The sequence below is a fragment of the Bosea sp. 124 genome, from assembly GCF_003046175.1.
Classification (GTDB): domain Bacteria; phylum Pseudomonadota; class Alphaproteobacteria; order Rhizobiales; family Beijerinckiaceae; genus Allobosea.
This window is the reverse complement of record NZ_PZZM01000001.1, coordinates 4422472-4434723: the sequence shown is the minus strand read 5'-3', so window position 1 is coordinate 4434723 and position 12252 is coordinate 4422472. Positions and strand designations below refer to the sequence as shown.

Below are 12252 nucleotides of genomic sequence, written 5' to 3'. Positions count from 1 at the left end.
CCGCCGCAGGCGGCGTCCCGGTTACATCTCGTTAACCGCTTCTTTCCACCCTGCCCGCTTCGGACGAAAGGAGACGACATGACCGATCTGACGCCCCGCGCCGCCTGCGCCCTCCTCGCGCTTGTGGCCGCCGCGCCCGCTCTCGCCGCCCCGGCGACGCCGCTCGGCAGCTTCGGCACCTGGAATGCCGCCGCCTATGGCGCCGGCGAGGCGCGCCGCTGCTACATCCTCGCCACCCCGGCCTCGGCCGAGCCCTCGACGCTGCGCCATGGCGACGTGCATTTCTTTGTGCAGACCAGCGACGGCCAGCAGGGCACCGAATCGAGCCTGCAGGCCGGCTACGACTTCGCCCGCGGCTCGGAGATCACCGTGACGATCGGCGACGAGAGCTTCCGTATGGTGACGCAGGGCAGCAATGCCTGGCTGCTCCGGCTCGAGCGCGAGCCGGAACTGCTCGCCGCGATGCGCGCCGGCAGCGAGATGGTGCTGGCGGCGCGCTCGGCCCGTGGCAACGAGACGAGCTACACCTTCTCGCTTGCCGGCGTCACCGCGGCCTCGCGGCTGCTCGCCGCTTGCGACTGAGCCGCGACCTCGGCTGGCCTCAGCGGCCGTTGCCGCGGCAGCGGCCGCCGGGGCCGACATGATAGCCGCGCGGGCAGGGATGGGCGCCCGGATTGGCATAGTTGCGCAGGCAGCCGCCATTGGGCCCGCGATGGAAGCCTTGCCCGCAGCCGCCGGCAACCGCCACGACGAGGTCCGGAACCGCGCCGGGCGGGACGAGCGGCAGGGCCGAGGCCGGCGCGGCAAAGGCGGCGCCGGCGAGCATCAGGGCTGCGGCAAGAAACGTCTTCATGATGGTCTCCCCCTTCGACGCCGCGCGGGACGATCCCGGCGCCGCGCGCCAGCGGCTGGCGCGAATAACCCTACGTTAACCGCATGGCGAAGTCCCGCGCCATGGCGGCTACAGGCCGAATCGGCGCGATACGGTCGGAAGGGGCGCCGTTCGAGCTCCGAAAAGCCTCGAAACGCCCAAGCGAAGAGCATCGCCTCTCCCGTTCTCGCATCTGCGAGATGATTTGCCCAATCGCGAGGCAGGATTCAGACGAATCTTACCGAGCCGTTAACCGCTCAGCGCGTGCGATCCGGCGAAAATGAAGGATTCAAGAATGGTTCATGCGCCAATTGCATAACGGAGCTGACATCATGCCTCTGTTTGGGGCGCACTGGCTCACTTATATGCAGTGCACAACGAATTCATCGCTGTGGGCACCGCCCCGCTCCGGAACTCAAACAGGACTACCACCATGTTCGTCACCATGATCGCCGCCAAGATCCGTTCCTATCTGCGTTATCGCGAGACCGTTCGCGAGCTGTCCCGCCTGACCGACCGCGAGCTCGATGATCTCGGCCTGTCGCGCTCGGAGATCGCCTTCGTCGCGCGCACCCACGCCGCCGTCTGAAGGCGTCGCGCTCCGCAAGCGGAGCCGGCCACACGTCGTATCTCCTGGACTCGCGGCCCTCCCCCGCGAAGACCGGTTGAAGAGCGAATGCCCGCTGCCAAGCGGGCATTTTGCGTTTCGCAGGCCCCGTGTCCCTTGACCTTCCCGGCTGCTGCGGACACATCCCGGGCATGGAACCCATTCACATCATCGGCGGCGGGCTCGCCGGCTCCGAAGCCGCCTGGCAGATCGCCCAGGCCGGCGTCCCCGTCGTCCTGCACGAGATGCGCCCCGTGCGCGGCACAGACGCCCACAAGACCGAAGGGCTCGCCGAACTCGTCTGCTCGAACTCCTTCCGCTCGGACGATTCGCTCAGCAACGCCGTCGGTCAGCTTCATTGGGAGATGCGCCGGCTCGGCTCGCTGATCATGGGAAAGGGCGACGCGCATCAGGTTCCGGCCGGTGGCGCACTCGCCGTCGACCGCGACGGCTTCTCGCAAGGCGTCACCGCCGCGCTCGAGGCGCATCCGCTGGTGACCATCGACCGCGCCGAGATCGCCGGCCTGCCGCCGGCCTCCTGGGACAATATCATCATCGCGACCGGCCCGCTGACCTCCGCCGCACTGGCACAGGGCATCCAGTCGCTGACCGGCGAGGACTCACTCGCCTTCTTCGATGCCATCGCCCCGATCGTGCATTTCGATTCGGTCGACATGGACCAGGCCTGGTTCCAGTCGCGCTACGACAAGGTCGGGCCCGGGGGCACCGGCGCCGACTACATCAACTGCCCGCTCGACCGCGACCAGTACGAGGCTTTCATCGACGCACTGCTCGCCGCCGACAAGACCGAGTTCAAGGAGTGGGAGGGCACGCCCTATTTCGACGGCTGCCTGCCGATCGAGGTCATGGCCGAGCGCGGCCGCGAGACGCTGCGCTGGGGCCCGATGAAGCCGGTCGGGCTGACCAACAAGCATAACCCGACGGTCAAGGCCTATGCGATCGTGCAGCTCCGGCAGGACAATGCGCTCGGCACCCTGTTCAACATGACCGGCTTCCAGACCAAGCTGAAATATGGCGAGCAGGCCGCGATCTTCCGGATGATTCCCGGCCTCCAGAACGCCGAGTTCGCAAGGCTCGGCGGCATCCACCGCAACACCTATCTCAACTCGCCGAAGCTGCTCGACCCGCGCCTGCGGCTCAAGGCCGATCCTCGCCTGCGCTTCGCTGGCCAGATCACCGGCTGCGAGGGCTATGTCGAGAGTGCCGCGATCGGTTTGCTGGCGGGTCGCATGGCCGCCGCCGAACGATTCGGCCGCGACCTCGAGCTGCCGCCGGCGACGACGGCACTGGGTGCGCTGGTCAACCACATCACCGGCGGCCACATCGTCACCATCGACGAGGGGCCGCGCTCCTTCCAGCCGATGAACATCAATTTCGGCCTGTTCCCGCATATCGAGGGCCAGGCGACGCATGGGCCCGACGGCAAGAAGCTGAAAGGTCCGGCAAAGAGCGTCGCCCGCAAGCACGCGCTGACCGCGCGGGCCAAAGCGGAGATGGAAGCCTGGGCTGGCGGGGTTGCGGTTCAGGCGGCTGAGTGAGACGCCTGTCATGCTCGGGCTTGACCCGAGCATCTCCCGCAAAAGATTCTTGGGTCTGCGCTGCGCTGCGCTTCGCCCGAGAATGACGGATGGCCTCAGCCCGCCGCCTTGGCCGCCCACCAGATCAGCCATTGCCGCTGCCAGGCCGGCAGCGTGATGATCGTGCGGTAGGGATCGTAGCCGCTTCGCTCCATCCGCTTGAGATAGGGCTCGACCAGTGCTACGGGCAGAAAAGCCGGCATGACGGCCGTCGGGATCGTCCCGCGCAGGTCGCGCAGCTTCTGCAGATGCCCGCGCGCGATCTCGCGCAGTTCCTTCAGCGAATACAGGACACCCGGCCCGCCGCGCCCGCGCACGATGTCGTCGCGGGTGACGCCGTTGCGCCCGAGGATATCGGCCGGCAGATAGACTTGGCCCTCGGCCGCATGCCACGGAAAGGCGCGCATCAGCCCGGCCAGCGCATAGGCGACGCCGGCATAGCCCGCAGCCGCCGCCCCCCCCGGATCGCGGCCATTGGCGAGGATGATCGAGGCCAGCCGGATCAGCGCGCTCGACGTCTCGCCCGCGTAACCCTCCAGATCGCGCAGCGACGGCATCGGATCGTCATAGAGGTCGAAGATCCGCGCCTCGATCAGCCCGGTCAGCGGCGCGATCGGCAGGCGGTAGCGCGCGATCGTGTCGAGCAGCGCAGATGCGACCGGATGGGCCTGGGCCTCGCCGGCGCCCTGCCCCTCGAGCAGATCCCGCCACCATTGCAGCCGGACCTCGCCGGGCAGCGGCTCGCTGACCAGCGCCCGCACCCGGGCGATCTCATGGCTGAAGGCATAGAGCGCAAACAGCGACGGACGCTGCGATTCGGGGGCATAGAGGCAGGCGATGTAGCGGTCATGGTCCTGTTCCCGCACCAGCGCCGCGCAATGCGCATAGGCCTGCGGCAAGGCGGAGGGTGTCGTCTCGCTGCGGCGGTCGGTCTCGGTTGCCTGCGGCATCGTCCTGCCTCGATCCGGAGCCTGCATCCTGGCTGCGATCAGGCCAGTGTAGGCCGAGCCGGCTGCGGATGGCTACGCCTCTCGGACATGGCAGGCGCGATTTGGCAGATGTGGCTGCGGCGGGACGACACGGGCCATGCGAGCGGGCCGAACCCAATCCTAATCGACCGCGATCAGCGCCGCCGCAACACGCCGGTCCTCGGCCACCAGCACATTATAGGTCCGGGCTGCCGCCCCCGTCGCCATGCCCTCGACCGTGATGCCATGCTCGCGCAGCAGGTCGCGCCAGCCATGCGGGATGAAGGCGATGTCGGCGCCCGTGCCGATCAGCAGGAAATCGATCGCCCCGGCTTCGTCCAGCACCGGCTGCAGCATCTCCGCCGTGATCTCGGAAAAGCGCGCCACCGGCCAGATCCGGATGCCGGCCGGCGTCGCCAGCACCGAGCCACGATGGCTCATGCCGGCGAAGCGGAAGCCGCCCGCACCGAAGGCGTCGAGCTGATGTCGCCCGGGAACGAAACCGTCGAAGCGGGTCATGCCGCCACCCGCGCGTCGCGGCTCAGGCCTTGGCCTTGGCGCCGGCCGGGAGCTTTTCCTCGACATCGCCCCGTCCGGCGCGAACGTCGAGATAGAGCAGCACCGGCGTCGAGATGAACATCGCCGAATAGGTGCAGACCACGACGCCGAACAGCATGACGAGCGCGAAGCCCTCGATCGCCGTGCCGCCGAACAGCACGAGCGCGATCAGCGCCAGCACGGTCGTGGTCGAGGTGATCGCGGTGCGCGACAGGGTCGAGTTGACCGAAAGGTCGAGCAGGTCGGCAATCGGCATGGTCTTGTAGCGCCGCAACAATTCGCGCGTGCGGTCGAACACCACCACCGTCTCGTTCAGCGAATAGCCGACGATGGTCAGGATCGCTGCAATCGAGGTCAGGTTGAATTCGAGCTGCGTGATCAGGAAGAAGCCCATCGTCAGCACGATGTCGTGCAGCGTCCCGAGGATCGCGCCGATGGCGAGCTGCATCTCGAAGCGGAACCAGAGATAGATCAGCACGCCGACGATCGCGAGCACGACGCCGAGCGTGCCAGCCTGGACCAGTTCGCCCGACACGCGCGGGCCGACGGTCTCGACGCGACGGAAATCGAAATTCGGCGAGAACGCCTCGCGCGCCTTGACGACGACCTGCTGCTGGGCAGCCTCGCCGCCCGGCTGGAGCGCGAAGCGCATCGAAATCTCGCCGCCCTGGCCGAACTCCTGGACCTCGGCCTCGCCGAAACCGAGCCCGTTGGCGGCCTGGCGCACCGAGGCGATCTCCGGCTTGCCGGACTTCGCCTGCATCTCGATCAGCGTGCCGCCGCGGAAGTCGATGCCGAAGTTCAGCCCAACCGTCACGAACAGGAAAATCACCAGCAGCGAATACGCCGCCGAGAACGGATAGCTGAACCGCCGGAAACGAACGATCTTGAAGCGGGTATCATCGGGAACGATGCGAAGCAGACGCATGCGCTGATCTCCTTGAGCAGTTGGCTTGCGTCAGAACGGAAGGGCCTTGGGACGAGCCCAGCGATACCACAGCGCGATCAGCATCCGGGTCAGCGTGACCGCCGTGATGACGGTGGTCAGGATGCCGAGGATGAAGACGACGGCGAAGCCGCGCACCGGGCCGGAACCCAGTGCAAACAGCGCCAGCGCCGCGATCAGCATGGTGACGTTGGAATCGATGATCGTGGCGAAGGCGCGCTGGAAGCCCGCCTCCAGCGCCGAGATGAGCGAGCGGCCCTGATGGGATTCCTCGCGCATGCGTTCGTAGATCAGCACGTTCGAATCGACCGCCGTACCAATCGTCAGCACGATGCCGGCGATGCCCGGCAGCGTCATCGTCGCGCCCAGCACCGACATCAGCCCGAAGATCAGGCAGACATGCACCAGCAGCGCGATCGAGGCGATGAAGCCGAACACGCCATAGGTGCCGATCATGTAGATGATCACCAGAACGGTCGCGATCAGGGTCGCCATCTTGCCGGCCTGGATCGAATCGGCACCGAGGCCGGGGCCGACGGTACGCTCCTCTACGATCGTCATTTTGGCCGGCAGCGCGCCGGCACGCAGCAGGATCGCGAGGTTGTTGACCGATTCGACGGTGAAATTGCCGGAGATCTGGCCGGAGCCGCCGGTGATCGGCGACTGGATGACCGGCGACGAGATCACCTTGTTGTCGAGCACGATGGCGAGCGGACGGCCGAGATTCTCGGTCGTCGCCTGGCCGAAGCGCTGCGCGCCGCGGATGTTGAAGCGGAAATTGACGATCGGCTGCGAGGTCCGCGAATCGAAGGCGGGCTGCGCGTCGACCAGATCCTCGCCCTCGACGATGACGCGGCGCTCGACCGGCACCAGCGAGCCGCCGGCATCCTGCGAAGGCAGCATGTCGACATCGCCGCCCTGACTGTCCGCGACCATGCGGAACTGCAGCTTGGCGGTCTGGCCGAGGATGTCCTTCAGCCGCTGCGGGTCCTGCAGGCCCGGCACCTGGACCAGGATTCGGTCGAGGCCCTGGCGCTGGATGTTGGGCTCGGTGGTGCCGAGCGCGTCGACGCGGCGGCGGAGCACCTCCATGGCCTGCTCGACAGCGCGGCGCACGCGCTCATTGGCGCCGGCTTCCGTCACCGAGAGCTGGATCAGCCCGTCAGGCTGCTCGGCGATGTCGATCGTGTTGTTGCCCGAGGGCCCGAAGGCACCGAGCGTACCGACCGGCTGGCTCAGCTCGCGCAGCTTCGGCAGGAGCTTCGCGCGGTCGGCGGCCTCCGGCACGCGCACGCTGACGCCGCGCGCCGTCATGCCGATGCCGCCCTGGAAGCCGATACGCTCCTCGCGCAGGATACGGCGGACGTCGTCGCGGAGTTGCGTCACCTGGCCGCGCACCAGATCGGCTCGATCGATCTCGAGCAGCACATGCGAGCCGCCCTGCAGGTCGAGCCCGAGCACGACCGCATGGATCGGCAGCAGGATGCGGGGAATCCAGGACGGAGCGCCCGCCTCGATCGCCTTGCGCGTCTCGGGCGAGAACAGGTTCGGCAGCGCGAAGCCACAGCCGAAGAGCAGCACGAGCAGGACGACGATGACCTTGCGGGTCTGGAAGCGGAGCATCTGCGTGAACAGCCTTGTTGTCGCGCGCCGGCCCCTTGCGGGGCCGAGGCGTCATTCAGCCCTTGACCGGCTCGCCCTTGGCGCGGACGTCGGTGATCATGCCCTTGACCAGGCGGACGCGAACGCCGTCGGCGATCTCCGCCTCGACCTCGGCGTCGTCGATCACCTTGGAGACCTTGGCGACGATACCGCCGGCCGTGATCACAGTGTCGCCGCGCCGCACGTTCTTGATCATCTCCTGATGCGTCTTCACGCGCTTCTGCTGCGGGCGAATGATGAGGAACCACATGATCACGAAGATCAGCACGAACGGCACCAGCGACATCAGCATGTCGGTGGAGCCGCCGGCGCCAGCGGTTTGGGCGAAAGCGGGGGTGATCACGGAAGGGCTCCTTCATCGCGGCGACGCAACGCGCCGCCGGCCGCGGGGCGCGGCAAACTTCGTCTAGAGCTGGATCCGAACAGGGTGAAGCGATCTGTCCGGTGAACCCATCTCTCACATATCGATGGAGACCGCGTGATCCGGTCGGACTGCCTCGCAGTCTGATCGGCGCGTTCTCCAGGCTCAAAAAGCGCGCGGACTATAGCCAGCGACGCCGGTAAATCAATCGGATGCGCCCGATTGCGCGGGCGTGCCCCTCACCTATGGGCTTGGGGCTGTTCGCGCAATGGCCTTGCGCTTTGCTGCGGCACGCAGTTTAGGTTCTATCTGCCGTACCGCCCGTTACGGTTGTTGTGGATCACCCGTTCGAAGGCTTGCCATGACCTCCCCCAGCATGACCTCCCCTATCAAGACCGACACGGACCAGACGCTCGCTACCCTGCTGCGCATCGCCGACGCGCTGGAGCGGATCGCCCCGCCCGCGCGGAAACCGGCCGACCTGACGCTCGCCGACGCCTTCGTCTGGCATCCGGCCGGCTCGGAGCTTGCCCCGGTCGCACGCGTCAATCGCGTGGCGCTCTCGCTGCTGCGCGGCGTCGATCGCGTCCGCGACACACTGGCGGAGAACACCGAGCGTTTCGCGCGCGGCTTGCCGGCCAACAACGTCCTGCTCTGGGGCGCCCGCGGCATGGGCAAGTCCTCGTTGGTCAAGTCGGTCCATGCCGATACCAACCAGCGGCTGAAGGACGAGACCCTGCCTCTGAAGCTGATCGAGATCCACCGCGAGGATATCGAGAGCCTGCCCGTGCTGATGGCGCTGCTGCGCCCCGACGCGCATCGCGCCATCGTCTTCTGCGACGACCTCTCCTTCGACGGTGACGACACCTCCTACAAATCGCTGAAGGCAGCGCTCGACGGCGGCGTCGAGGGCCGGCCCGGCAATGTCGTATTCTACGCCACCTCCAACCGACGCCATCTGATGCCGCGCGACATGATGGACAATGAGCGCTCGACCGCGATCAATCCTGGCGAGGCGATCGAGGAGAAGGTCTCGCTGTCGGACCGATTCGGCCTCTGGCTCGGCTTCCACAAATGCAGCCAGGACGAGTATCTGGCGATGATCGACGGCTATGTCGCGCATTTCGGGCTCGAGATCGCCCCCGAAACGCTCCGCCACGAGGCACTGGAATGGGCGACGACGCGCGGCTCACGCTCCGGCCGAACCGCCTGGCAATACATCCAGGACCTCGCCGGCCGGCTTGGCACAAGGCTGAGCGACTGAACGCAGCGCCCGCGAAACGCGCCATCGATGCGGCGCTTCGCCTGACGAGTCTTGTGACGGAGCCAATCCGTCACAAGACATCAGCGGCCGAAGCCGGCCGTGACCTCAAAGCCGGCGCAATGCTTCCGACAGCCGGTCGAGATCGACGCCCCTGCCCTCGCGGAACGCCAGCCGCTTCTCAGGCCCGAGATAGGGCTTGATCACCGAGACGCTGAAGAAGCAGGGCGCCGACTTCCCGGAACAGTTGACCGAGCGGCCATGCGTAACGGCCACCTTGACCGGGGTCGCCAGCCCGGGCACCGACACCGAAACATCGACGATATTGTCGTCCTTCATACCGCCGACGGACAGCGACGCCTTGTCGGCTCGGACGATGCCGCTGACGACGAGATAATACTTGCCCCGCTGGGACACGACCTCGTCGACATACCAGCGGCCCTTCATGTCCTCGCCCGCGTCCAGGCCGCTGCGATAGGCCTGGGCGAGACCCGTGTGCACCGACTGGTAGTCGTCACGGACGGCGTTCTCCGCGACGAAGCTGACCTTGGTGCCGACCGCTGCCGCGATCTCCGTCTTCACCGCCTGGGACGGAAAGGTCCCGGTCAGCGCGATGCCGTCGATCCGCGTCGAGGTCAGCGTCGTCGGCGCCGCATCGTTCGGCCGCCTCTGCAAGGGGATGTCATCCGAAAGGCGCGTCAGCGTCGCCGTGGACTGGTCGAAGAGGTAGAGCGTGCCGGGGTTGAACAGGCCGGCATTCCGGTAGCCGAGCCCGGCGCTGCGCGAGAAGCTCAGATCCGCCCCGAGATCGCTCTGCTGACAGCCCGCGCACAGCGCCGCCAGCATCAGACCGACAATTGCTCTCATGCCTCGCTCCCCAAACCGATCTACAACTTATGCATGCATAAATTGCGCGTGACAAGCATAGGGAGAAAACGGTGCGCTCAGGCAAGGAAATGGCGGGGCGGCCTGTCCTGGGGCCGCCCCGCCTTGTTCCGACCGGCGGGGTCTCGCGGAGACCGGTCGAAGGGAAAACCGCGAACTCAGTTGTTCAGATAGGGCGTCGGATCGACCGGGGACGAGCCCTTGCGCAGTTCGAAATGGAGCTGCGGCGAGGAGACGTTGCCGCTCTGGCCCGATTTGGCGACGACCTGGCCGCGCTTCACCGTCTCGCCGCGCTTGACGCTCAGCTCGCCATTATGGGCGTAGGCCGAGACATAGCCGTTGGGATGGCGGATCAGCACGAGGTTGCCATAGCCTTTCAGCTCGTTGCCGGCATAGGCAACCGTGCCGCCTTCGGCCGCCTTGATCGGGGTACCCTCCGGCACGGCGATGTTGATGCCCTCGTTGCCGCCCCGGCCGCTGAAGCCGGCGATGACGCGGCCACGGGCCGGCCAGCGGAAATCGGCCTTGTCCCCGGCCTCCTCGACCTTCGGCAGGCTGGCCGTCGTGGCCGGCTCCGGATCGGCCTTCGGAATGGCGGTGACCTTCGGCTCGGTCGCGGGCGCGCTGGCGACGACAACAGGCCTGGCCTTCTCGGGCGCGGGAGCGCGGACCGGCTTCGCCTCGGCGACGACGGGCTTCTCCACGACCGGCTTTGCCGCGACGACCACCTTGGCGACCGGCGCCGGAGCGGCGGCGACAGGTGTGGACGCCCTGGCGGCAGCTTTCGCCTTGGCCTCGGCCGCGAAGCGGGCCCGCGATTCGCGCATCGCCAGAGCATCGGCGTCTGCCTTGGCCTTGGCTTCGGCGGCGGCGGCCGCCTTCGACTGTGCGGCAGCGGCCTTCGCATCGGCGGCAGCTCGTGCATCGTGCTGGGCCTTCGCCCGCGCATCCTGCACCGGCGCAGCCGGACGAACTGGCGCGAGCGAGGCGGCAGGCGCCGGCCCGGTGACGAAGCGCGACGCATCCGAGCGCGTCTCGCTTTGAGCCTGGGCGACCTGCTGGCGCGGCGCCGGCGCGGCACCTGCGGAGGCGGCGTTATAGACCGGAATCGTCAGGCGCGAGCCCGGCGCAATCGTCGGGCCGGAGAGGCCGTTCGCCGAAATCAGAGCCGCGCGCGGCACGCCGTAGCGGGAGGAGATCATGTCGAGCGTTTCGCCCTGGGCGACGACGATCGGCGTGCCGCCCTGGGCGCTCCAGCCCGACGCATTGCCAGCCACCGGCTGCGGCGCGGCGCTGCGAAGCGCGACGGCCGATTGCGGCGGTGGCAGAGGCTGGGAGCGCACCGCGGCCATGGCTGGCGCGGGAGTCGAGTAGACCGGCGTGCTGGCGACACGGCCGATCGACCCGGTGGTCGCCGGATCGCGTGCCGGGGCCGGAGCCTGAGCCTGACCCGTCTTGAACGGGCTGGCGAAGGGGGTGTCGGTGAACCGCATCGCCTCTGACGAGCAGGCGCTGGCGCCAAAGGCGAGCAGACACGCCGTCGACGCGCGGAGAACGAGGCTGAACTTGACCGATCCGGCTTGGCTACGCATGGAACTGGCACTCGCGAACAACGCAACTCGATAGCCAGCATTAAAGCCGCGTTCAGGTTACGAAAGCGTTTCGCGCCGCGCGCTCGCGTTTGCTTTTTCGTGCTTTTGCTTTTTCGCGAGACGTCGCCGGCCGCGCCTAGAGCGCCCGCGCCAGGCCGGGCACCAGCGGCGGCAGGCGGACGGCGGGACCAGGCGCATGGTCGAAGCCGCCATCTGCCAATCGCGTCACCACCACGCGCCGCGCCGCGCCATCGACACGCAGCGCCCCGACCAGGCGCCCGCCCGGCGACAGCCGCATCAGCAGCGCTTCGGGAATGGCGTGGGTCACGCCGTTGACGAGGATGCGGTCGAAGCGCCCCAGCGTCCGGTCCGGCACGAAGCCGTCGGCATGGCGCAGTTCGACGCAAGCCGCATAGCCATGGCCCGCGACCCGTTCATGCGCCGCCAGCGCCAAGGTGCGGTAGCGCTCGAGCGAGACCACCTCCCCGCCCATCGCCGCAAGCAGCGCCGCGACATAACCCGAGCCGGTACCGACCTCGAGCACGCGGGCCGAGGGCTGCATGTCGAGCGCGCCCAGCAGGGCGGCGACGGTGTGCGGCGCGGTCATGGTCTGGCCGCAGGGCAGCGGCACCGAGACATCCTGCCGGGCGAGATCGGCGAAGCGCGCCGGCGCGAATCGCTCGCGCGCGACCTTTTCCATGGCGCGCAGCACGGCGAGATCGCGCACGCCCTGAGCCCGCAGCGACAGGAGAAAGGCGACAGTCCGCTCGCCCTCGCTGGCCGGCACCTCCTCGCCCATCCTGCCGCCCTCGCCTTCGGTCATGGTTCAGAGCGGGCTGGCGGACGTCACAACCGCGCCGTCATCCTGGCCGAAGCGCAGCGGAGCGCAGGAATCCACCGGAGGGCGCAGCGCTCTGCGATGGATCCCGGGACAACCTCCGGC

General features: G+C 67.9%; 13 protein-coding genes. 4 read left to right on the top strand and 9 right to left on the bottom strand.

The genetic code is table 11. From position 1 onward, the window contains the following. Nucleotides 1-78 precede the first annotated feature (78 nt). A complete protein-coding gene (locus tag C8D03_RS21095; RefSeq protein ID WP_108049396.1) occupies nt 79-582 on the top strand; it encodes an invasion associated locus B family protein in 504 nt (167 codons plus the stop codon). A gap of 19 nt (nt 583-601) precedes the next feature. Here the strand turns inward: C8D03_RS21095 and C8D03_RS21090 are convergent, their stop codons facing one another. Further along, the gene (locus C8D03_RS21090; RefSeq protein WP_465246478.1) at nt 602-856 is read right to left on the bottom strand and encodes a GCG_CRPN prefix-to-repeats domain-containing protein; all 255 of its coding nucleotides are present in this window, start codon (nt 854-856) and stop codon (nt 602-604) included. Between the two features lie 448 nt (nt 857-1304). Between C8D03_RS21090 and C8D03_RS21085 the strand changes: the two genes are divergently transcribed. After that, on the top strand, nt 1305-1460 hold the full coding sequence (locus C8D03_RS21085; protein WP_082358930.1) for a DUF1127 domain-containing protein: 156 nt from the start codon (nt 1305-1307) through the stop codon (nt 1458-1460). A gap of 170 nt (nt 1461-1630) precedes the next feature. After that, the gene (gene trmFO / locus C8D03_RS21080) at nt 1631-3037 is read left to right on the top strand and encodes a methylenetetrahydrofolate--tRNA-(uracil(54)-C(5))-methyltransferase (FADH(2)-oxidizing) TrmFO (protein ID WP_108049392.1); all 1407 of its coding nucleotides are present in this window, start codon (nt 1631-1633) and stop codon (nt 3035-3037) included. 95 nt (nt 3038-3132) lie between these two features. Here trmFO and C8D03_RS21075 read toward each other — a convergent pair whose 3' ends face one another. From C8D03_RS21075 to yajC, 5 genes are all read right to left on the bottom strand, one after another. Continuing rightward, complete coding sequence (locus tag C8D03_RS21075; protein WP_108049390.1) at nt 3133-4026, bottom strand: phytoene/squalene synthase family protein; 894 nt, start codon at nt 4024-4026, stop codon at nt 3133-3135. Nucleotides 4027-4185: 159 nt separating this feature from the next. Beyond that, on the bottom strand, nt 4186-4563 hold the full coding sequence (locus C8D03_RS21070; RefSeq protein ID WP_108049389.1) for an Mth938-like domain-containing protein: 378 nt from the start codon (nt 4561-4563) through the stop codon (nt 4186-4188). A 22-nt stretch (nt 4564-4585) separates the two neighbouring features. Next, nucleotides 4586-5530, bottom strand: coding sequence for a protein translocase subunit SecF (secF, locus tag C8D03_RS21065; protein WP_108049387.1), 945 nt, complete (start codon nt 5528-5530; stop codon nt 4586-4588). A 30-nt stretch (nt 5531-5560) separates the two neighbouring features. After that, a complete protein-coding gene (gene secD, locus C8D03_RS21060; protein WP_108049385.1) occupies nt 5561-7171 on the bottom strand; it encodes a protein translocase subunit SecD in 1611 nt (536 codons plus the stop codon). A gap of 55 nt (nt 7172-7226) precedes the next feature. Then, nucleotides 7227-7502, bottom strand: coding sequence for a preprotein translocase subunit YajC (yajC, locus tag C8D03_RS21055; protein WP_108051865.1), 276 nt, complete (start codon nt 7500-7502; stop codon nt 7227-7229). A gap of 445 nt (nt 7503-7947) precedes the next feature. On the opposite strand from yajC, the gene C8D03_RS21050 reads away from it, so the two are divergent. After that, entirely contained in the window at nt 7948-8835 is an 888-nt protein-coding gene (locus tag C8D03_RS21050; RefSeq protein ID WP_108049383.1) for an ATP-binding protein, read from the top strand. A gap of 105 nt (nt 8836-8940) precedes the next feature. Here C8D03_RS21050 and C8D03_RS21045 read toward each other — a convergent pair whose 3' ends face one another. The 3 genes from C8D03_RS21045 to C8D03_RS21035 form a co-directional block, all read right to left on the bottom strand. After that, nucleotides 8941-9699 (bottom strand): hypothetical protein, encoded by a 759-nt coding sequence (locus C8D03_RS21045; protein ID WP_146170247.1) that lies wholly within the window; start codon nt 9697-9699, stop codon nt 8941-8943. Nucleotides 9700-9875: 176 nt separating this feature from the next. Further along, entirely contained in the window at nt 9876-11309 is a 1434-nt protein-coding gene (locus C8D03_RS21040; protein WP_248308558.1) for a LysM peptidoglycan-binding domain-containing M23 family metallopeptidase, read from the bottom strand. Between the two features lie 136 nt (nt 11310-11445). Next, nucleotides 11446-12132 carry a protein-L-isoaspartate O-methyltransferase family protein gene (locus C8D03_RS21035; protein ID WP_248308557.1) on the bottom strand — a complete coding sequence of 229 codons (687 nt, stop codon included), beginning with the start codon at nt 12130-12132 and terminating at the stop codon, nt 11446-11448. Nucleotides 12133-12252: the final 120 nt, after the last annotated feature.